Raw genomic sequence first — 21,261 nt, forward strand, 5'->3', positions numbered from 1 at the left:
TTCTCCGGCATGGAGGTGGAGACGATCTGCCGCTACAACCTGCCGGTCTGCGTCGTCATCTTCAACAACAACGGCATCTATCGCGGAACCGACGTCAATCCGACCGGCGGCGCCGACGCCGCGCCCATGGTCTTCGTGAAGGACGCACGCTACGAGAAGCTGATGGAGGCGTTCGGCGGCGCCGGGGTGCGGGTGACGACCCCGGACGAGCTCTACCGCGCGGTGAGCGAGGCCATGGATTCCGGCAAGCCGACGCTCGTCAACGCCGCGATCGATCCGGCCGCCGGCACCGAGAGCGGCCGCATCGGCAACCTCAACCCGCAAAGCAAGCTGAAGAAGAAATGATTCCCACCCGCTCGTCCCCGCGCAAGCGGGGACCCTGAGCGATGCCGCAATGCCGCGCCGGATGCCCGCCTGCGCGGGCATGAGCGGAAGAGACGGAGGACCAGAAATGGCCAAGAACAAACAGAAGAAATCGAAGCAAGCCAAAGCTTCGAAGAAGCCCGCCCGCAAGGTCGTGAAGCTCGCGTCGAAGAAGGGCGCGGCGAGGAAGGCGAATGGCAACGGCCTGCCGCGGCCGAGCACCAAGCCCTGGGGACAAGCAGGCAAGGCGCTTGAGGGCGTGCGCATTCTCGACTTCACGCACGTGCAGTCGGGACCGACCTGCACCCAGCTGCTCGCCTGGTTCGGCGCCGACGTGATCAAGGTCGAGCGTCCCGGCGTCGGCGACATCACCCGCGGGCAGTTGCGCGACGTGCCCAACGCCGATTCGCTCTACTTCACGATGCTCAACCACAACAAGCGCTCGATCACCATCGATTCCAAGCACCCGCAGGGCAAGCGCGTGCTCGACGGGCTGATCAAGGTGTGCGACGTGCTGGTGGAGAACTTCGCCCCCGGCGCGCTCGACCGCATGGGCTTCTCGTGGGAGAAGATCCATTCGATCAATCCGCGCATGATCGTCGCCTCCGTGAAGGGCTTCGGCCCCGGCCCCTACGAGGACTGCAAGGTCTACGAAAACGTTGCGCAGTGCGCCGGCGGCGCGGCCTCCACCACCGGCTTCGACGACGGCCCGCCGCTCGTGACCGGCGCGCAGATCGGCGACTCGGGCACCGGCCTGCACCTCGCGCTCGGCATCGTCACCGCGCTCTTCCAGCGCGAAAAGACAGGCCAGGGCCAGCGCGTGCTGGCCGCCATGCAGGACGCCGTGCTGAACCTCTGCCGCGTGAAGCTGCGCGACCAGCAGCGGCTCGACCGCCGCCACGTGATGGAGGAGTACCCGCAATACCCCGAGAAGGAATTCGGCGAGGCCGTGCCGCGCGCGGGCAATTCATCGGGCGGCGGCCAGCCGGGCTGGATCCTCAAGTGCAAGGGTTGGCAGCACGACCCCAACGCCTACATCTACTTCATCACGCAGGCGCCGGTGTGGGACAAGATCTGCAAGGTGATCGGCGAGGAAGGCTGGATCACCGATCCGAGCTACTCGACGCCCAAGGCGCGGCTGCCGCACCTGAAGACGATCTTCTCGCGCATCGAGGAGTGGACCAAGACCAAGACGAAGTTCGAGGCGATGGAAATCCTGAACGGCTTCGACATCCCCTGCGGCCCGATCCTGTCGATGAAGGAGCTCGCCGAAGAGCCGTCGCTGCGCGAGACCGGCACCGTCGTCGAAGTGGATCACCCGACGCGCGGCAAGTACCTGACGGTGGGCAATCCGATCAAGCTCTCGGAAAGTCCCACCGACGTGAAGCGTTCGCCGCTGCTGGGCGAGCATACCGACGAAGTCCTCGCGCAACTCGGCTACTCGAGCGGGCAGATCGCCGAGCTGCGTGGCGCCAAAGTCATTTAAGGAGCGAACCATGAGCACTTTCCAACCCGACAAGAGCAAGGTCCGCGAAGTTCTCGACACCGTGAAGGCGGCCGGCCGCGGCTCCCTCACCGCGCCCGAAGGCAAGCGCGTCTGCGAGGCCTACGGCATCGCCGTGCCGCAGGAGGCCGTCGCCACCAGCGCGCCGGAAGCGTCGAAGCTCGCGCAGGGCATGGGCTTTCCGGTCGTGATGAAGATCGTGTCGCCCGACATCCTGCACAAGACCGAGGCGGGCGGCGTGATCGTGGGCGTGAAGGATGCCGCGGAGGCCGCGAGCGCGTACGAGCAGATCGTCGCGAACGCGAAGAAGTACAAGGCCGACGCCGCCATCCTGGGCGTGCAGGTCCAGCAGATGGTGAAGGGCGGCCAGGAGGTGATCGTCGGCGCGATGACCGACGCGAGCTTCGGCAAGCTGGTGGCGTTCGGCATGGGCGGCGTGCTGGTCGAAGTGCTGAAGGACGTCACCTTCCGCCTCGCGCCGGCCACGCGCGAGGACGCGGGCTCGATGCTCGATTCGATCCAGGCGGCCGAGATGCTGAAGGGCGTGCGCGGCGGCAAGCCCGTGAACCGCGAAGCGCTCGAGGACACGATCGTGCGCGTGTCTCAGCTCGTGAGCGATTTTCCCGAGATCGCGGAACTGGACCTGAACCCCGTCTTCGCGAGTGACACCGGCGCGATCGCCGCGGACGTGCGCATCGTCGTCGACTTCCAGCCGAAGACGCCGCGCTATCGCCCCGACGAGAAGAGCGTGGTGGCGGCGATGAACCGCATCATGAAGCCGCGGGCCGTGGCGGTGATCGGCGCGTCGAACGAGACCGGCAAGATCGGCAACTCGGTGATGAAGAACCTCATCAACGGCGGCTACAAGGGCACGATCTATCCGATCCACCCGAAGGAAGCCGAGATCATGGGGCTGAAGGCCTTCAGGAGCGTGAAGGACGTGCCGGCCGACATCGACGTGGCCGTGTTCGCGATTCCCGCGAAGATGGTGGCGCTCGCGCTGAAGGAGTGCGGCGAAAAGAAGATCGCGGGCGCGATCCTCATCCCCTCCGGATTCGGCGAGACCGGCAACATCGAAGGCCAGGAGGAGCTGCAGCGCATCGGGCGCGAATACGACATCCGCCTCATGGGGCCGAACATCTACGGCTTCTACTACACGCCTTCGAACCTGTGCGCGACGTTCTGCACGGCCTACGATTACAAGGGAACGACCGCCCTCTCCTCGCAGTCCGGCGGCATCGGCATGGCGATCATCGGCTACTCGCGCTCGGCGAAGATGGGCGTGTCGGCGATCGTGGGCCTCGGCAACAAGTCGGACATCGACGAGGACGACCTGCTTCTTTTCTTCGAGCAGGACGAGAACACGCAAGTGATCGCGCAGCACGCGGAAGACCTGAAGGACGGCCGCGCGTTCGCCGAGGTCGCCAGGCGCGTGTCGAAGAAAAAGCCCGTCATCATGCTGAAGGCCGGGCGCACCGCGATGGGCGCGGCGGCCGCGAGTTCGCACACGGGCGCGGTGGCCGGCACCGACAGGATTTACGACGACGTGCTCAGGCAGTCGGGCGTGATCCGCGCGAAGAGCCTGCGCCAGATGCTGGACTTCGCGCGCGGCGTGCCGATTCTCCCCACGCCCAAGGGCGAGAACGTCGTCATCATCACGGGCGCCGGCGGTTCGGGCGTGCTGCTGTCGGATGCGTGCGTGGACAACGGCCTGAAGCTGCTCAAGCCGATGCCCAAGGATCTGGATGAGGCCTTTCGCAAGTTCATCCCGCCGTTCGGCGCGGCCGGCAATCCGGTGGACATCACCGGCGGCGAGCCGCCCATCACGTACATGAACACAGTGCGCCTGGGACTCGAGGACGATCGCATCCACGCGCTCATCCTCGGCTACTGGCACACGATCATCACGCCGCCGATGGTCTTCGCGCGCAACATGGTGACGGTGGTCAACGAGATGAAGCAAAAGGGCAAGGTGAAGCCGGTGGTCGCGTCGCTCGCGGGCGACGTCGAAGTCGAGGAAGCGGCTCAGTACCTGTACGAGAATGGCATCCCGGCGTATGCGTACTCCACGGAGATCCCGGTGGAGATCCTGGGCGCGAAGTATCAGTGGGCTCGCTCGGGCGGGTTGTTGAAGTGAACAAGACCGCCGTCATCCCCGCGTTCGCGGGGATGACGGGGCAATGATCGTGCAGAAGAACCGTACCATCCCCATCGCCGCGGCGGGCTCGCCCGACATGCGGCTGCGCAAGCGCCAGGGCCCCAAGGGCCGCAAGCCCGACGCGCAGGCAGTCGAAGAGGTCGCGCGCGTCCTCGGTGACGCACCGCGCAGGCGCGACCTGCTGATCGAGCACCTGCACAAGCTGAACGACGAGTTCGGCAGGCTCTCCGCGCCGCACCTGTCCGCGCTCGCGCAGGAGATGCGGCTCGCGCAGTCCGAGGTGTACGAGGTCGCGTCCTTCTACCACCACTTCGACATCGTGCGCGAAGGCGAGGACGATCCGCCCGCACTGACCGTGCGCGTGTGCGACGGCCTCTCCTGCGAGATGGCCGGCGCGCAAAAGCTCCTCGCGAAGCTGCCTTCCATCCTCGGGCGCGACGTGCGCGTGCTCGCCGCGCCCTGCATCGGCCGCTGCGAACAGGCGCCCGCCGCCGTCGTGGGCCAGCACCCCGTGCCCCGCGCCACCACGGAAAGGGTCGCGGAGTGCGTGAAGCAAGGCATCACGAAGCACGAGCCCGAAGGCTACATCGGTCTGTCGCAATACCGCGCGGCCGGCGGCTACCGTCTGCTCGAGCAGTGCCTGAAGGGCGAGCGCAAGGCCGACGACGTGATCGCCACGCTCGAATCGTCCGGCCTGCGCGGCCTGGGCGGCGCGGGCTTTCCGGCAGGGCGCAAGTGGAAGATCGTGCGCGCCGAGCCCGCTCCGCGCCTCATGGCCGTGAACATCGACGAAGGCGAGCCCGGCACCTTCAAGGACCGCGTGTATCTCGAACGCGATCCGCACCGCTTCCTCGAAGGCATGCTGATCGCCGCGTGGGCGGTCGGCATCGACGCGATCTACATCTACCTGCGCGACGAATATCACGGCTGCCGCGCGCTGCTCGAGCAGGAACTCGCCCGATTGCAGGCCGACCCGCCCTCGGCGGGCCTGCCGAAGATCGATCTGCGCCGCGGCGCGGGTGCGTACATCTGCGGCGAAGAGTCCGCGATGATCGAATCGATCGAGGGCAAGCGCGGCATGCCGCGCCTGCGCCCGCCCTATGTCGCGCAGGTGGGCCTCTTCGGCCGCCCGACGCTGGAACACAATTTCGAGACGCTTTACTGGGTGCGCGAACTGCTCGAACGCGGCGCCGACTGGTTCTCCTCGCAAGGCGCGAACGGGCGCCAAGGCCTGCGCTCGTTCTCGGTGAGCGGCCGCGTGAAGGAGCCCGGGGTGAAGCTCGCGCCGGCCGGCATCACGATCCAGGAGCTGATCGACGAATTCTGCGGCGGCATGCAGGACGGGTACCGGTTCTACGGCTATCTGCCGGGCGGCGCGTCGGGCGGCATACTTCCCGCCTCGATGAACGACATACCGCTGGACTTCGACACGCTGCAGCCGCATGGCTGCTTCATCGGCTCGGCCGCGGTCGTCGTGCTGTCGGACAAGGACACGGCGACGATGGCCGCGAAGAACACGATGAGGTTCTTCAAGGACGAGTCGTGCGGGCAGTGCACGCCGTGCCGCGCGGGCACGGCGAAGGCGCTCGCGCTCATGAACGCGCCGAAGTGGGACGTGCCGCTGCTCGCGGAGCTGTCGCAGGTGATGCGCGATGCGTCGATCTGCGGCCTGGGCCAGGCGGCGCCCAATCCGGTGGATTGCGTGGTGAAATATTTCCCGCAGGAGCTGGGATGAAACGCTTCGTCATTCCCGCGAAGGCGATTCCCACCCGCGTGGGCATGACGACACTGGGAGTACCTTGACATGAACGCCGTCACGCGAGCCGAACTCGCCATGATCGACGCGCCCGTCGTGACCTTCAGGCTCAACGGCCGCGAAGTCGCTGCGCGCGCGAACGAAACGATCATCGAAGTCGCCGACCGCGAAGGCGTCGACATCCCGCGCCTGTGCTACAAGCCCGGCCTCGACAAGGCGGGCAACTGCCGCGCCTGCATGGTGGAGATCAAGGGCGAACGCGTGCTCGCGCCTGCGTGCTGCCGTGCGCCCGCGCCGGGCATGGAAGTGTCGAGCGACAGCGAACGCGCCCTGAAGTCGCAGCGCATGGTGCTCGAACTGCTGCAGTCGGACATGCCGGAGGTGGAGTACACGCGCAGCAACGAGGTCGACTTCTGGAGCGGGAAACTGAGCGTCGGCAAGCCGCGCTTTCCCTCGCGCGGCAACGTCGCGGCGGATCTTTCGCACCCGGCAATCGCGGTCAACCTCGACGCCTGCATCCAGTGCACGCGCTGCCTGCGCGCCTGCCGCGACGAACAGGTGAACGATGTGATCGGCCTCGCCTTCCGAGGCGAGCAGGCGAAGATCGTCTTCGACATGGACGACCCGATGGGTGTGTCCACCTGCGTGGCCTGCGGCGAATGCGTGCAGGCGTGCCCCACGGGCGCGCTCATGCCCGCGCGCGGCGCGGGACTGCAGGTGCCGGACAGGAAGGTCGAGTCGGTGTGCCCCTATTGCGGCGTCGGCTGCCAGCTCACCTACAACGTGAAGGACAACAGGATCCTCTACGTCGAAGGACGCGACGGCCCGGCGAACCACGGGCGCCTGTGCGTGAAGGGGCGCTACGGCTTCGACTACGCGCATCATCCGCAGCGCCTCACGAAGCCTTTGATCCGCAAGCCCGGCGTGCCCAAGGTGCCGCTGGAAACCATCGACCCCGAGCGGCTGCACGACATCTTCCGCGAAGCGACGTGGGAAGAAGCGCTGGACTTCGCCGCCCGCAGCCTTCGCGAGATCAAGGCGAAGCACGGGCCGAAATCGCTGGTGGGCTTCGGCTCCGCCAAGGGCAGCAACGAAGAGGCCTACCTCTTCCAGAAGTTCGTGCGCACGGGCTTCGGCAGCAACAACGTCGACCACTGCACGCGCCTGTGCCATGCGTCTTCGGTGGCGGCGCTGCTGGAAGGCATCGGCTCGGGCGCGGTGTCGAACCCGGTGATGGACGTGACGCAGGCCGAACTCGTCGTCGTGATCGGCGCGAATCCGACGGTGAACCATCCGGTGGCGGCGACCTGGATGAAAAACGCCGTGAAGAACGGCACGAAGCTCGTCGTGATGGACCCGCGTGCTTCGGACCTTTCGCGCCTCGCGTGGCGCTTCATGCAGTTCAAGCCCGACACCGACGTCGCGATGCTGAACGCGATGATGCACGTGATCGTGCAAGAAGGCCTCGCCGACCGCGCCTTCATCGAGTCGCGCACGAGCGGCTTCGAGGAACTGAAGAGGAACGTCGAGGGCTACAGCCCCGAGGCGATGGCGCCGATCTGCGGCATTCCCGCCGAGACACTGCGTGAAGTGGCCCGCGCGTATGCGACGTCGAAGGGCTCGATGATCCTCTGGGGCATGGGGGTGTCGCAGCACGTGCACGGCACGGACAACGCGCGCTGCCTGATCGCGCTGTCGCTCCTCACGGGCCAGATCGGCCGGCCCGGCACCGGACTGCATCCGCTGCGCGGCCAGAACAACGTGCAGGGCGCGTCCGACGCGGGGCTGATTCCGATGATGTACCCGGACTACCAGCGCGTGGCCGATCCGCGTTCGCGCGAGAAGTTCGAAAAGCACTGGGGCCTGGCAGCCGGCTCGCTGGACGACAAGCCCGGCCTCACGGTGGTGGAGGTGATGCACGCGGCCTACGAGGGCCGGGTGCGCGGCATGTACATCATGGGCGAGAACCCCGCGATGTCCGACCCCGACGCGAACCATGCGCGCGAGGCGATCGCGAAGCTCGATCACCTCGTCGTGCAGGACATCTTCCTCACCGAAACCGCGTGCCTCGCGGACGTCGTGCTGCCCGCGAGCGCGTTTCCCGAGAAGACCGGCACCTTCACCAACACCGACCGGCTCGTGCAGCTCGGCCGCCAGGCGATCGATCCGCCGGGCGACGCGAGGCAGGACCTGTGGATCATCCAGGAACTCGCGCGGCGCATCGGGCTTGCCTGGAACTACTCGCACGTGAGCGAAGTGTTCGACGAGATGCGCCATTCGATGCCGAGCATCGCGGGCATCACGTGGGAGCGGCTCGAGCGCGAGCATGCGGTGACCTATCCGTGCACGCACGAGGGCGATCCGGGCCAGTCGGTGGTGTTCGACCACGACTTCCCGCGCGAGGACGGAAGGGCGCTCTTCGTGCCCGCGGACATCATCCCGGCGGCCGAGCGGCCCGATGCCGAGTACCCGATGGTGCTCATCACGGGCCGCCAGCTCGAGCACTGGCACACGGGCAGCATGACGCGGCGCGCGACCGTGCTCGACGCGATCGAGCCCGATCCGGTCGCGCTCGTGCATCCGCTCGATCTGGAGGCGCTCGGCGCGAAGCCGGGCGAGCTTGTCACGATCGAGTCCCGGCGCGGCAAGGTGACGCTGTACGGCCGGCCCGACGATGGGTCTCCGCGCGGCGCGGTGTTCGTGCCGTTTTGCTACTACGAAGCCGCGATCAACCGCGTGACCAACGATGCGTTCGACCCCGTGGCGAAGATTCCGGAGCTGAAGTACTGCGCGGTGCGCGTCACCTTGGGCGGCGAGCCGCCGAAGCAGGTGAGTTTCGGCGGCGGGCAGGCGCTGGAGCGGGCGCTGAATGGGGGCGTCTAATGCGTGACGGCGCGCGCCGTCATGCAGCCGCCACCTCCTCCACTTCGACGACCTCCTCGCCCAGATACCCCCCGCTCTGGCGCGCCCACAGTCGCGCATAAAGCCCGCCCTGTGCGAGCAGCGACGAGTGATCGCCCTCTTCCACCACGCGCCCTTCGTCCATCACGATGAGCCGGTCGAGCGCGGCGATGGTCGAAAGCCGGTGCGCCACCGCGATCACCGTCTTGCCCTCCATGAGGCGCGCGAGGCTCGCCTGGATCGCGGCTTCCACCTCGGAGTCGAGCGCGCTCGTCGCTTCGTCCAGCAGCAGGATGGGCGCGTCCTTCAGCATCACGCGCGCGATGGCGATGCGCTGGCGCTGGCCGCCCGACAGCTTCACGCCGCGTTCGCCGACCTGCGCCTCGTAGCCGCGCCTGCCCTTCGGGTCGGCAAGCTTCACGATGAAGTCGTGCGCCTGCGCGCGCTTCGCGGCGGCGACGATCTCCCCGTCGGTCGCCTCGGGCCGGCCGTACGCGATGTTGTCCCGCACGGAGCGATGCAGGAGCGACGTGTCCTGCGTCACCATCCCCACGCCCGCGCGCAGGCTCTCCTGCGTCACTCGCGCGATGTCCTCGCCGTCCACGAGAATGCGGCCCGCAGCCACGTCGTGAAAGCGCAGCAGGAGATTGAGCACCGTCGACTTGCCCGCGCCCGAAGGACCGACGAGGCCGATCTTCTCGCCCGGCCGCACGGTGAGATCGAAGTTGTCGAGCACCGGCGACTTGCCGCCGTAGGCAAAGCTCACCCGCTGGAACTTCACTTCTCCGCGGCGCACCGCGAGCGGCACCGCATCCGGCGCGTCCACCACCTCGCGGCGCTTCGTGAGCGTCGCGATGCCGTCCTGCACGATGCCGACGTTCTCGAAGAGGCCCGCGAGCGACCACATCACCCAGTGCGACAGGCCCGCGACGCGCAGGCTCATCGCCGTGACCGCCGCGATGGCGCCCGGTCCGATCGCCGCGTGGCTCCAGAGCCAGAGCGACTGGCCCACCGCGCCGAACGTGAGCAGCACGACGAGCGCGTAGTTGGCGATTTCGAACGACGTGATGAGCCGGCACTGTTCGTAGCCGACCTCGCCCATCCCCGAGAGCGCCTGCCGCAGGAATGCCGATTCCCTGCGCGTGTGCGAAAAGAGCTTGACGGTGGCGATGTTCGAATACGAGTCGGCGATGCGGCCCGTCACCACGGCCTTCGCGTCGGCGTAGGCGCGGCCCACGCGCGCGAGGCGCGGCACGAAGTAGAAGCACGAGACGCCGTAGAGGCCCATCCACGCGACGAAGGGCAGCATCATGCGCGCATCGAACGTGCCCGCGAGCGTGAGGAAGGTGACGAAGTAGACGCCCATGCCGACCAGGATCTCGACGCCCGTCACGATCACTTCGCGCACGGCGAATCCCGTCTGCATCACCTTGGTCGTCGTGCGGCCCGCGAATTCGTCCGCGTGGAAGGCCATGCTCTGCCCGAGCATGAGGCGGTGGAAGTTCCAGCGAAGACGCAGCGGAAAGTTCGTGGAAAGAATCTGCCGGTTCACGAGCGCTTCCGCCGCGACGAGCCCCACGCTCGTCACGAGGAGCCCGGCGAAGAGGGCGAGTCCCGCGCCGTGTTCGCGCAGGAACTCGCCGGCCGGCGTCTTCGCCGCCCAGTCCACGACGTGTCCGAGCATCCAGAAAAGCGATGCGTCGAACCCCGACACCAGCGCGCTCAGCACGGCCAGCAGCAGCACGTAGACGCGAAGGCCTTCGGTGCAGGCCCACACGAATGCGAAGAACCCGGCCGGCGGGAAGGGCGGCTCGGGTTCGGGATAGGGATGCAGAAGTCGTTCGAAGAGTCTGAACAACGGATTCTCCGGAAAGTGGATGGAAGGCCGGCTCGCGCCTTCGAAAGGGGCACGGATCATGCCAGAACTCCGGCCCCGGCGTGCGAGACCTTCGTCCATGGCCGCCCCCGCGGCCGGGTCATCCTGCTTCCGGTCCGCCCTGCCTACTTTCCGCCCGCTTTCTCCAGCCCCTGCTCGAGCGCCTCGCACACCGTTCGCAGCACCTCGATGCGCGACCACAGCTTGTCGTCGCTCGCGATCACGTGCCAGGGCGCGATGTCGGTGGACGTGCGGTCCACCATGTCGCCCACGGCACGCTCGTAAAGCGGCCACTTCTCGCGGTTGCGCCAGTCTTCCGCCGTGATCTTGTAGTTCTTGTAGGGCGTCGCCTCGCGCTCCTTGAACCGCGCGAGCTGCTGCTCCTGCGTGATCGAAAGCCAGAACTTCACGAGCACGGCACCGCCTTCCACGAGCTGCGACTCGAACTCGTTGATTTCCGAGTAAGCGCGCATCCAGTCGTCTTCGGCGCAGAAGCCTTCCACGCGCTCCACGAGGACGCGCCCATACCACGAGCGGTCGTAGATCACCGCATGCCCGTGCTGCGGCACGTGCCGCCAGAAGCGCCAGAGGTAGGGCTGCGCCTTCTCCTCGTCGCTCGGCGCGGCGATCGGAACGACGCGGTAGAACCGTGCGTCCAGCGCCGTCGTGATGCGGCGGATCGTGCTGCCCTTGCCCGCGGCGTCCATGCCCTCGAACACGAGGATGAGCGACCGCCCCGCCATGCGCTTGTCGCGCGCGAGCCGCGCGACACGCCCCTGCAGTTCCTCCAGCTTGCGGTCGTAGGCCTTCTCGCCGAGCTTGCGCGTGTAGTCGAACGACGCCATGAGCGTGCGTCCATCCAGCGCCGGCCGCGCGAGCCGCGGCGGCTCGCGCACGGGCGCCTCCTCGCCGGCGAGCCGCCGCTTGATCGCATCGAGCAGGTATTGGCCCACCGTGAGTTCGCGGTAGTTCGCATCGCTGCCGTCGACGACCCACCAGGGCGCCTCGCCCGTGCTCGTGAGGCGCAGCGCCTCCTGGTCCACGTCGATGAATTCGTCGTAACTCTTCAGGTGATCCCATTCCGCGTGCGTCACGCGCCAGGAATTGTTGGGGTCTCCCTCGAGTTCCCTGAAGCGCTTGCGCATGCCCTTCTTCGTGAGATGGAACCAGAACTTCACGATCACGACGTCCTCGGCGGCAAGCATCTGCTCGAAGTGGCGGATCTGCTCCAGGCGCCGGTCGAATTTCGACTTCTTCTCGTGGCCCATCACGCGGGCGAGGATCGGGTCCGTGTACCACGAGCCGAAGAAGATGCCGATGCGGCCCTTCGCGGGCAGCACCTGCCAGAAGCGCCACATTTCCGGCCGCAGCCGCTCGGGTTCGGTGCGCGCGCCGAACGCCTCGGTGCGGATGTGGCGCGGGTCCATCCACTCGTTCAGCACATTCACCGTCTCGCCCTTGCCCGAACCGTCCACGCCGTTGATGAGCACCACGACGGAGAAGCTCGCGCGCTGCAGCATCTCGTACTGGGCTTCGAGCAATTGCGAACGCAGCTTGGGGGCCAGCTTGCGGTACTCGTCCTTGGGGGTCTTGTGGCCGATCTCGGCGGATTCGAACATGGCGAAGGCTCCTGGGCTGAAAGCCATCATAGGTGCGCGCCGCCGCCGCCCGCCGAGCGACAGCGCGCGGACTTGAGCTGGATCAGGCATCGGCGGCCGGATCGATTGGAGGTAATTTGTAGTACCAGCAATCCTAGTTTCCACCTATATGGTTAATTCGTTCGTGCGCATACATTCCCGCCCCTGAAGGGGAGGAGCGATGCGAAAAACGCAAGGCCGATCGTCGGCCGCGTCGGCGCCGCGCGTGGCAGGGCATGTCTGAAAGCGCACAGGAAGTCGTCGCCGCACGATTGCGCGACAAGTTGTCGCGCGAGTGCGGCCCGGCCGTGGTGAGCGCGCTCGGCGACCCGAAGGTGGTGGAGATCATGCTCAACCCCGACGGCCAGATCTGGGTCGACCGTGCCGGAGAAGGCATGTCGTTCACCGGCACGCGCATGGCGCGGGCGGCCGCCGAAAGCCTTCTCACGACGTGCGCGGCCATGCTCAACACCACCGTGCACTACGGCTCGCCGATCCTCGAGGGCGAATTCCCGCTGGACGGCTCACGCCTGCAGGGCCTCGTGCCGCCGATCGTGCGCGCGCCGGTCTTCGCCATCCGAAAGCGCACGCAGAAGGTGCTCACCCTCGACGACTTCCGCGCGAGCGGCGTCATTCCCGCCGCCCGCGAGGCGGACCACGCGACCGATACGGCGCAAGCGCCATCGCACGTCGCACCCCCGCCCGGCCACTGCGCGAGCCCGATCGACGCGATCCGCGCCGCGGTGCTCGCCCGCAGGAACATCCTGATCGTCGGGGCCACCGGCAGCGGCAAGACGACGCTGGCCAACGCGGTGCTCGACGAAGTGGCGCGCGCCGCGCCGCACGACCGCCTGATCGCCATCGAAGACACGATGGAGCTGCAGGTGAACGTGGCCAACCACGTGCTGCTGCGCTCCAGCAGCGCCATCGACATGCAGCGCCTGCTGCGCGCGACCATGCGCCTGCGCCCCGACCGCATCGTGGTCGGCGAGGTCCGAGGCGGCGAAGCCCTCACCCTGCTCAAGAGCTGGAACACGGGGCACCCGGGCGGCCTCGCCACGGTCCACGCCAACTCGGCGCAGGCGGGGCTGCTGCGCCTGCGCCAGCTGATCTACGAGGCGCCGGAAGCGGCCAACCTGTCGCCCGCGGCCATCGACGCGATGATCGCCGAAGCGGTCAACGTGGTGCTCTTCATCCAGCGCACTCCCGGCTCCCCGGGGCGGCGCGTGAGCGAAATCGTCCGCGTGCTCGGGGCCTCCGGCGGCGGCTTCGAAGTCGAATCCCTCATCGCGTGAGTCCGCGCGACCCGCGGCCATCCACGACATTTTTCTTCCACCCACTCTCGTTTTCATCAGGAGAACCCATGCAAACCATCCAGACTCTTCCGGCCCGCTTCTCGACTCGCCTGTCCGTCTTCCTGTCATCGTGCGACACGCGCACGCTCGGCAAGTGGCGTCCGTACGTCGCATGGGCCCTGCAATGCCTCGTCGTCCTCGCGCTGTGGCTGCTGCTGTCGGACATGGCGCTCGCGGCCGAAGGCGGCACCGGCGACCCGTGGGGCAGCTCGCTCACCAAGCTCGCGGACATGCTGAACGGCACGGTGGCGCGCGGCATCGGCACGATCGCTCTCTTCGCCGCGGGCGGCATGCTCGTCTTCGGCGGCGAATTGAATGAGTTCACCAAGAAGATCTGCATGGTCGTGCTCGCCGTCGCGGTGATGGTGCTGGGCGGCGGAATGATCACCGGCATCTTCGGCGCGGCCAACGGCAACAACTGACGCGAGGCCCGCATGATGAAGGAACCCCGCCGCATCCCGTTTCACAGCTCGCTCAATCGCAGCCACCTGCTTCTGGGCGGCGAGCGCACGCTCGTCATGATGACGGGGCTCACGGTGATCACGCTCGTGTTCAGCGCGGGGTTCCAGCTCTACGCGGTCATGCTCGGCGCGGCACTGTGGGCCGTCGCGCACGCCCTGCTCGTGAAGCTCGCCAAGGCCGACCCCGACATGAGCCGCATCTACCAGCGCCACCTGCAGTACCGGCCTTACTACATGCCGCGCGGCTGCGTCCACGCCGTGTTGCTTCCCGAGAAGAGAAGCGCGCTCTGAACCCGGCGCCAACCACCTCGCTCCCCCAAAGCATGCTGCAACTCAAGCAATTCCGCGATCGCGCCCGCGGCCTGCCCGACCTGCTCAACTTCGCCATGATGGTGGCCGACGGCGTGATGCAGAACAAGGACGGCAGCCTGAGCGCCGCCTGGTACTTCCGCGGCGAGGACATGGCGAGCTGCACCCACGAGGAACTCGCGGCCATCTCGGCGCGCCTGAACGCCGCGCTCTCGCTCATGGGAAGCGGCTGGATGCTCAACTGCGATGCCATCCGCCGCCACGCGACCGACTACACCGGAGTAGGCGCCTTCCCCGACCGCACCTCGCGCCTGATCGACGAGGAGCGGCGCGAACTCTACGCGTCCGAAGGCAGGCACTTCGAGACCGTCTACGCCCTCACCCTCACCTACCTGCCGCCGCTGCGGCAGGCGAGCAAGCTCGCCGATCTCATGTACGAGGACGCGAGCCGCGACAAGAGCGAGCAAGGCCTCGCCGACCGCCTGCTCGCGCAGTTCCAGCAGCAGGTGGAGGATTTCGAATCGGTGCTGTCCAACACCTTCCCGATGCGCCGCATGCGCGCCCAGCAGGACAAGGACCCGCACGGGCGCCCCCGCACGACCGACGCCTTCATGCAGTACCTCGAATTCTGCGTGAGCGGCGTGCTGAGGCCCGTGCAGCTCCCGAGCATCCCGATGTACCTGGACGCCGTGATCGGCTGCCATCCTTTCGCCGGCGGCATCGCGCCTCGCGTGGGCGACCTCCACATCAAGGTGATCGCGATCGACGGCTTCCCGCAGGACAGCTACCCGGGCATCCTGCACGTGCTGGACGAACTGGACATGCCCTACCGCTGGTCCACGCGGTTCATCTTCATGGACACGTACCAGGCCAAAGGCGTCATCAACAGCGTGCGCCGGCGCTGGCAGCAAAAGCAGCGCGGCCTGAAGGACCAGCTTTTCAACACCGCCAAGGGCCCCGTGGACCTGGACGCCATGCGGATGACGAGCGACACGGAAGCCGCGCTCGGCGAGGCCGAGAGCAACGCCGTGAAGTTCGGCTACTACACGTCCTGCATCGTCCTCATGCACGAGGACGCGCGGCACCTCGACGAGCAGGCGCGGCTCGTGCGCAAGCACATCCTCAACTTCGGCTTCGGCGCGCGCATCGAAGACATCAACGCGGTCGAAGCCTACCTCGGCTCGATCCCGGCGCACGGCTACCCGAATATCCGCCGGCCGCTCATGCACACGCTCAACCTCGCGGACCTGCTGCCGATCACCGCCGTGTGGCCCGGGATGGAAAGCAATCCCTGCCCGTTCTATGCGCAACCCGCGCCGCCCCTTCTCTACGCGGCCACCACGGGCTCGACGCCGTTTCGCCTGAGCCTGCACGTGGGCGACGTGGGCCACACGCTCATGATCGGCAAGACGGGCGGGGGCAAGTCCACCGCCCTCAGCTTCATCATGGCGCAGCACCTGCGCTACCCCGACGCGCAGATCTTCGCGTTCGACAAAGGCTATTCGTCCTTCGTGCTGTGCAACGCGTGCGGCGGCACCTACTACGACATCGGAGGCGAAGGAGCCGAGCTCGCCTTCTGCCCGCTTCGCATGATCGACGAGCCCGACGACCAGGCATGGGCCGCCGAATGGATCGCGTCCTTGCTGATGCTGCAAGGCGTCGGCATCACCCCGACCGTGCGCGAGGCGATTCACCACGCGCTGCTGCGGCTGGTCCACTCGCCCCGGCGCACGCTCACCGAGTACGTGGCCGAACTGCAGGACGAGGAATTGCGGCAGGCGCTCACGCACTACACGCTCGCCGGCCCCATGGGCCACCTGCTGGACGCGGAGACCGACAGCCTGGACGACGCGAATTTCCAGGTGTTCGAGATGGAGCACCTCATGGGCATGGGCGAAAAGAATCTCGTGCCCGTGCTGCTCTATCTTTTTCGCCGCATCGAAAAGCGGCTGGACGGCAAGCCGACGCTCGTGCCGCTCGACGAATGCTGGCTCATGCTGTCGCATCCGCTCTTTCGCGAGAAGGTGCGCGAGTGGCTGAAGACCTGGCGCAAGAAGAACGCCGCGATCCTGCTGGCCACGCAGGAACTCGCCGACGTGATCGCCAGCCCGATCCGCGACGTGATCTTCGCGAGCTGCCCGACGAAGCTGCTGCTGCCCAACCCCGAAGCACACGACCCTTCCTCGCGCGAGGCCTACAACCACATCGGCCTGAACGAACGCGAGATCGACCTGCTTTCCACCGCGGTGGTGAAGCGCGACTACTACTACAAGTCGCCGCTCGGCCGGCGCATGTTCTCCTTCGGCTTCGGCCCGCTCGCGCTTTCGTTCGTGGGCGCGAGCGGCCAGAAGGACCTGCGCGCCGCGCGCGACCTGATGGCGCAGCATGGCGATGCGTGGCCCGCCGAGTGGCTGCGCAACCGGGGCCTGGAACGCTGGGCCGAGCGCTCGGCGCAATGAGGTGGATGCGATGCCGCACAACCCGCTCGCGCAAGCCTGCTACCTGATCGATCCGCGCGACGCTGAGGGGCGCTCGAGGCGCCGCCACGTGCGATCGGGCGTGATCGCCTTTTCCCTCACGTATCTCCTGCTGTTCTTCGCGCAAGGGGCGCAGGCCACGAGCTTCGACGGCATCCTCGGCGTCATGCAGTCGCAGACGACGACGTGGCTCGCGAGTCTCGCGGCCACGGGGCGCACGGCGTTTCTCGCGCTCGCCACCATCGAGATCGCGTGGTGCGCGGCGCTCTGGGCCTTCGAGAAGGACAACATGACGAGCATGATGGGCGACATGGTCAAGAGCATCATGACCATCTCGTTCTTCTACGCGCTCATGATCAACGCGCCCGAATGGATTCCGAAGATCCACGAGCAGTTCACCGACCTCTCGCAAAACACGATCCACGCGCCGGCGCTCACGGTCGACGCCGTGATCGGCCAGGGCCTGCAAGCGTGCATCTTCGTGCTGATCAACCTGCTGAACCCGCTCAACATCTTCGCGGGGGTGGCCGCGCAGATCGCCGCCCTCGTCCAGGCGATCGTCGGCATGGTGGCTTCCATCGGCATCAGCACGGTCGTCACGGGCGGCGAGAATCTGATCACGCCGCTCGTGCAGATCGGCATGATCCTGCTGTGGGGGTTCACGAGCTGGTGCATCGCGGGGCTGGTGTCGCTGGTGGTGCTCGTGTGCTATCTCATCATCGCGCTGCAACTGCTCATGCTGCAGATCGAGATGGGGCTGCTCATGGCCGCGGGCGCCGTGTTCCTCGGCCTGGGCGGCTCGCGCTGGACGCGCGACTACGTGCAGAAGTATCTGAACCACGCCCTCGTGACCGGCTTTCGCTACCTCGTGCTCATGATGGTGCTGAGCGTCACGATGGCGGGCGCCGAAGCCGCGCCCTGGGAAGCGACGGCCAGCGCGTTCACCGGACTCGCCCAGGGCATGTCCGGCGCGCAGGGCGACGCGAACCAGGCGCTCCTCGTGTCGATCTCCTCGTTCGGCATTCTTTTTCTCGTCCTCATCAAGACCTTCCTCGCCATCAAGGCGCCCGATCTCGCCGGTGCGCTCTTCAGCGGCGGCTCGGTGCTCACCGCCAGCTCGGTGTCCGACACCGTGATGGGCGTGGTGGGTGCGGCAGCCACGGTCGTCGGCATGCCCGGCGCCGCCATGCAATCGGCCGAAGCGCTCAAAGGCCTGAGCGCGGCGGCCAAGCCGGCCGGCGGGGCGGGCGCGGCCGCGGGCGCGGCGAAGCCCTCGGGCGCCGTCGCCGGACTTTGACGATTCACCATGAAGAACCTGTTCAAAAAAGACATCGAAGCGATCGAACGCGTGCTGGAGCCGATGCGAAAGGCGCAGCCGCGCGTGGGCCTCGCCGCGGGCGCGTCCGCCGAACCGGGCGAACGCGACACCAACCCCTACCTCGAAGCCCGGCGCGAGTGGAACGAGCGCTACGGCACCTACATCATCCAGGCGTCGAACTGGCGCAAGATCGCGCTGCTGTGCGGCATCACCGCGCTTTCGAGCGTGGGCGGGCTCGCCTACATCGCCACGCAGACGAAGGTGGTGCCCTACGTGGTGCAGGTCGACCGGCTGGGCGAGGCGCAGGCGGCGGGCTTCGCCGAGCAGGCGCAGCCGGTGGACCCGCGCGTGATCCGCTACGCGCTCGGCAACTTCGTCACGTGGTGGCGCTCGCTCACGCCCGATCGCGTCGTTCACAAGCAGAACATCCAGAAGCTCTACGCGATGGTGCCGGTGGGCTCGCCGGCGGTGACCAAGCTGAACGAGCAGTTTCGCGCGAAAAGCCCGTTCAAGGAAGCCGAGGAATCCAGCGCCACCGTGCAGCTGCTCGCGCTGCTGCCGATTTCCGGGCAGACGTGGCAGGTCGAATGGATGGAGACGCACCGCGACCCTCGCGGCGAGCTGCTGAAGAAGATCCGCTTCAAGGCCACCGTCACCGTCAACCTCTCGGCGCCGACGACCGAAGGCGAGGTCACGAGCAACCCGCTCGGCGTGTTCGTGCGCGACTTCAACTTCACGCAGCAGATCTGAACAACCCTGTCCTTCACCGATGCGCATTCACCTCCTCCTCGTGCCGCTCTTCGCCCTGGCCGGGCCCATGCACGCCGCGGCGCAGAGCGCGAAACCGCCCACGCCGACCCTTCCGCGCGCCAACAACGGGGGCTACAACGCCGGCCACAACATCGCCCACACCGTCGCCCATCCCGCCTCCACCGCGAGCGCGGCGACCCAAGCCGAAAGCGCGGACCCGCCCCTGCCCGATGGCGTCGCCTGCGCGGGCCCGGCGTGCAAGAGCAAGCCCGCCGTGCCGGAACTGAAGCCCGTCGCGCGCGACAAGACACCGAAGCTCAGCGCAGCCGCGAACCGGTCCGTGGCCGAATCGCAATCGTTCGCCAACACCGCGGCCGTGGCGCCCACCCTCGGCAAGGGCGGCCGGGTGCTCTTCACCTACGGCGACTCGATTCCGACCGTCGTGTGCGCGCCGCTGCGCGTATGCGACGTGGAGCTCGAACCCGGCGAGACCATCCAGGGCGCGCCCCACATCGGCGACTCGGTGCGCTGGCGGGTGTCGCCCGCCATCTCGTTCGATCGCGACCAGCGCGTGACGCACCTCGTCATCAAGGCCACCGCCGCGGACCTCGACACGAACCTCATCGTCCCGACCGACCGGCGCACGTACTACCTGCGGCTCGTCTCGAGCGAGGACAAGTACGTGTCGCGCGTGGCATTCGAATACCCCGACAACGACGAGCGGGCCTGGCGCCGCCTCGCGCGGCAGGCCCGGCCAGCGGGCTCGGCCGCCGCGGCGAGCGCCGCCGCGACGGCGCTCGACGATCTTCCGCCGGTGGCGCTCAGCCGCCTTCACTTCGACTACACGGTGACGGCCTCGGGCCATCCCCGCTTCAAACCCGTGCGCGTCATGGACGACGGCGCGCGCATCTTCATCACGATGAGCGACGACATGCCGGTGGACGAGGCGCCCGTGCTCTTCGTGGTCGGCGCGGACGGAACCGAGCAGCTCGTCAACTATCGCCTGCGGGGCAACATCTTCGTGATCGACCGGCTGGCCGACAAGCTCGCGCTCGTGGCGGGCACGGGCGGCGAGCAGCAGCGCGTGGACATCGTCCACGGCACCTGCAGGAAGCAGGGCTGGCAAGGCTGGCAGGCTTTGTTCAGCCGCTGCGCCGCCGCCACGAGCGAGTAGACGATGGCCGCGGCAACTTCCTCCCCCGACGGCCTGCAGCTGCGCAGCAAGCCGAAGATCAGCGCGCGGCTGAATCGCAAGGCGCTCTTCGTGCTGGGCGGCGTGCTCGCGGCCGTGGTGCTCTTCGTGATGACGAACATCGCCCATCCGAACACCGCCTCCGGCGGCAAGGCGGGCACGGCGGACCAGCCCCGCTCGCGCATCGTCTCGGCCGACAGCGCCGCCGCGGAAATCACCAACGCCGTTCCCGACAACACGCCGCGCATCGCCGCTCGCCCGCCCGAAGTGCCGCCGCTGCAACCCGAAGGCGGCCAGGCCGCCGCGAGCGCACCGGGAAGGCCAAACCAGCCGCCGCGCGAGGATCAGGAGCTCGCGCAGGCGCTTCGCAGCGGCACGGCGCTGATCAACTTCGTGAGCGGCACGGCGCAGCCGGCCGCGTCCGCGCACGACGCGTCCGGCGAACGGGAGTCGCGCAAGGACCGCGATTCGCTCGACATCGGTGAGCCGTCCCCGAGCGAACCCGACCAGAACCGGCAGTCCCGGAAACGCGATTTCCTGCAACGCGCGGCCGAGGCGCGGCCGCCGCCGTACCGCATCGCGCGGCCTCGGGCGCCGCTCTCGGAATTCGAGATCAAGACCGGCTCCATCATTCCCGCGACGCTCATCACGCAGATCGATTCCGACCTGCCCGGCGAGATCGTGGCGCAGGTATCGCAAAACGTTTTCGACAGCGCCACCGGACGGCACCTGCTGATCCCGCAGGGCACGAAGCTCTTCGGCCAGTACGACTCGTCCATCGCCTTCGGCCAGGAGAGGCTCATGGTGACGTGGTCGCGCCTCATCTACCCCGATGCGAGCACGCTGGACCTCGGAGGGATGGCCGGCATCGACGGGCAGGGCCAGGCGGGATTCGGCGACCGGGTGAACAACCACGTGGTGCGAACCTTCGGCGCGGCCGTCCTCACCTCGCTCTTCTCCGCGGCACTGCAGGCTTCGCAGCCGCAGCCCGTCACGGGCGGCACGCTCACGTCGCAGCAAGTCGCCGCGGCCGCGATGGGCCAGCAGATGGGCCAGTTCGGCATGGCGGTGGCGAACCGCTACCTGCGCGTGCAACCCACGATCGAGATCCGGCGCGGCCACCGCTTCGCCGTGATGGTGAGCAAGGACCTCGTGTTCTCCGGGCCGTACGGCGAGCAGTCGCCGGACTGATGCCGGGGCACGC

The 21,261-nt window shown here is 67.6% G+C and carries 15 protein-coding genes; 13 read left to right on the plus strand and 2 right to left on the minus strand.

Translation table 11 applies throughout. From position 1 onward, the window contains the following. The 5 genes from VHA82_RS03105 to fdhF all read left to right on the plus strand — a co-directional run. Positions 1-345, plus strand: a 345-nt coding sequence (locus tag VHA82_RS03105; RefSeq protein ID WP_325540173.1) for a thiamine pyrophosphate-dependent enzyme, incomplete at its 5' end; no start/stop codon positions are given. Between the two features lie 106 nt (positions 346-451). Next, the gene (frc, locus tag VHA82_RS03110; protein ID WP_325540175.1) at positions 452-1,849 is read left to right on the plus strand and encodes a formyl-CoA transferase; all 1,398 of its coding nucleotides are present in this window, start codon (positions 452-454) and stop codon (positions 1,847-1,849) included. Between the two features lie 10 nt (positions 1,850-1,859). After that, positions 1,860-4,004, plus strand: coding sequence for an acetate--CoA ligase family protein (locus VHA82_RS03115; RefSeq protein ID WP_325540177.1), 2,145 nt, complete (start codon positions 1,860-1,862; stop codon positions 4,002-4,004). Between the two features lie 97 nt (positions 4,005-4,101). Further along, positions 4,102-5,760, plus strand: a complete 1,659-nt coding sequence (locus tag VHA82_RS03120; RefSeq protein WP_325540339.1) for an NAD(P)H-dependent oxidoreductase subunit E — start codon at positions 4,102-4,104, stop codon at positions 5,758-5,760. 69 nt (positions 5,761-5,829) lie between these two features. Beyond that, complete coding sequence (gene fdhF / locus VHA82_RS03125) at positions 5,830-8,664, plus strand: formate dehydrogenase subunit alpha (protein WP_325540179.1); 2,835 nt, start codon at positions 5,830-5,832, stop codon at positions 8,662-8,664. 19 nt (positions 8,665-8,683) lie between these two features. Here fdhF and VHA82_RS03130 read toward each other — a convergent pair whose 3' ends face one another. Continuing rightward, positions 8,684-10,600, minus strand: coding sequence for an ABC transporter ATP-binding protein (locus tag VHA82_RS03130; protein WP_325540182.1), 1,917 nt, complete (start codon positions 10,598-10,600; stop codon positions 8,684-8,686). Positions 10,601-10,683: 83 nt separating this feature from the next. Next, the gene (pap, locus tag VHA82_RS03135) at positions 10,684-12,177 is read right to left on the minus strand and encodes a polyphosphate:AMP phosphotransferase (protein WP_325540184.1); all 1,494 of its coding nucleotides are present in this window, start codon (positions 12,175-12,177) and stop codon (positions 10,684-10,686) included. Between the two features lie 254 nt (positions 12,178-12,431). On the opposite strand from pap, the gene VHA82_RS03140 reads away from it, so the two are divergent. From VHA82_RS03140 to VHA82_RS03175, 8 genes are all read left to right on the plus strand, one after another. After that, positions 12,432-13,490: an ATPase, T2SS/T4P/T4SS family gene (locus tag VHA82_RS03140; protein WP_325540186.1), complete on the plus strand. Its 1,059-nt coding sequence runs from the start codon at positions 12,432-12,434 to the stop codon at positions 13,488-13,490. A gap of 68 nt (positions 13,491-13,558) precedes the next feature. After that, positions 13,559-13,972: a TrbC/VirB2 family protein gene (locus VHA82_RS03145; protein ID WP_325540188.1), complete on the plus strand. Its 414-nt coding sequence runs from the start codon at positions 13,559-13,561 to the stop codon at positions 13,970-13,972. A 12-nt stretch (positions 13,973-13,984) separates the two neighbouring features. After that, positions 13,985-14,302 carry a conjugal transfer protein TrbD gene (gene trbD, locus VHA82_RS03150; RefSeq protein ID WP_325540190.1) on the plus strand — a complete coding sequence of 106 codons (318 nt, stop codon included), beginning with the start codon at positions 13,985-13,987 and terminating at the stop codon, positions 14,300-14,302. Between the two features lie 32 nt (positions 14,303-14,334). After that, positions 14,335-16,779 carry a transporter gene (locus VHA82_RS03155; RefSeq protein WP_325540192.1) on the plus strand — a complete coding sequence of 815 codons (2,445 nt, stop codon included), beginning with the start codon at positions 14,335-14,337 and terminating at the stop codon, positions 16,777-16,779. Positions 16,780-16,789: 10 nt separating this feature from the next. Beyond that, positions 16,790-18,094 (plus strand): type IV secretion system protein, encoded by a 1,305-nt coding sequence (locus VHA82_RS03160; protein ID WP_325540194.1) that lies wholly within the window; start codon positions 16,790-16,792, stop codon positions 18,092-18,094. 9 nt (positions 18,095-18,103) lie between these two features. Further along, the gene (locus tag VHA82_RS03165; protein ID WP_325540196.1) at positions 18,104-18,865 is read left to right on the plus strand and encodes a VirB8/TrbF family protein; all 762 of its coding nucleotides are present in this window, start codon (positions 18,104-18,106) and stop codon (positions 18,863-18,865) included. 19 nt (positions 18,866-18,884) lie between these two features. Next, positions 18,885-20,039, plus strand: a complete 1,155-nt coding sequence (trbG, locus tag VHA82_RS03170; RefSeq protein ID WP_325540198.1) for a P-type conjugative transfer protein TrbG — start codon at positions 18,885-18,887, stop codon at positions 20,037-20,039. Between the two features lie 3 nt (positions 20,040-20,042). Next, positions 20,043-21,248, plus strand: coding sequence for a TrbI/VirB10 family protein (locus VHA82_RS03175; protein WP_325540200.1), 1,206 nt, complete (start codon positions 20,043-20,045; stop codon positions 21,246-21,248). The last annotated feature ends 13 nt before the right edge of the window (positions 21,249-21,261 follow it).

The organism is Ramlibacter sp. (genome assembly GCF_035548915.1).
Classification (GTDB): Bacteria; Pseudomonadota; Gammaproteobacteria; order Burkholderiales; family Burkholderiaceae_C; genus Ramlibacter.

Bases quoted from the DNA above. Each gene is read 5' to 3' on its own strand.
- frc (WP_325540175.1), top strand. From the start codon at position 452: ATGGCCAAGAACAAACAGAAGAAATCGAAGCAAGCCAAAGCTTCGAAG.
- VHA82_RS03115 (WP_325540177.1), top strand. From the start codon at position 1,860: ATGAGCACTTTCCAACCCGACAAGAGCAAGGTCCGCGAAGTTCTCGAC.
- VHA82_RS03120 (WP_325540339.1), top strand. From the start codon at position 4,102: ATGCGGCTGCGCAAGCGCCAGGGCCCCAAGGGCCGCAAGCCCGACGCG.
- fdhF (WP_325540179.1), top strand. From the start codon at position 5,830: ATGAACGCCGTCACGCGAGCCGAACTCGCCATGATCGACGCGCCCGTC.
- VHA82_RS03130 (WP_325540182.1), bottom strand. From the start codon at position 10,600: ATGATCCGTGCCCCTTTCGAAGGCGCGAGCCGGCCTTCCATCCACTTT.
- pap (WP_325540184.1), bottom strand. From the start codon at position 12,177: ATGTTCGAATCCGCCGAGATCGGCCACAAGACCCCCAAGGACGAGTAC.
- VHA82_RS03140 (WP_325540186.1), top strand. From the start codon at position 12,432: ATGTCTGAAAGCGCACAGGAAGTCGTCGCCGCACGATTGCGCGACAAG.
- VHA82_RS03145 (WP_325540188.1), top strand. From the start codon at position 13,559: ATGCAAACCATCCAGACTCTTCCGGCCCGCTTCTCGACTCGCCTGTCC.
- trbD (WP_325540190.1), top strand. From the start codon at position 13,985: ATGATGAAGGAACCCCGCCGCATCCCGTTTCACAGCTCGCTCAATCGC.
- VHA82_RS03155 (WP_325540192.1), top strand. From the start codon at position 14,335: ATGCTGCAACTCAAGCAATTCCGCGATCGCGCCCGCGGCCTGCCCGAC.
- VHA82_RS03160 (WP_325540194.1), top strand. From the start codon at position 16,790: ATGCCGCACAACCCGCTCGCGCAAGCCTGCTACCTGATCGATCCGCGC.
- VHA82_RS03165 (WP_325540196.1), top strand. From the start codon at position 18,104: ATGAAGAACCTGTTCAAAAAAGACATCGAAGCGATCGAACGCGTGCTG.
- trbG (WP_325540198.1), top strand. From the start codon at position 18,885: ATGCGCATTCACCTCCTCCTCGTGCCGCTCTTCGCCCTGGCCGGGCCC.
- VHA82_RS03175 (WP_325540200.1), top strand. From the start codon at position 20,043: ATGGCCGCGGCAACTTCCTCCCCCGACGGCCTGCAGCTGCGCAGCAAG.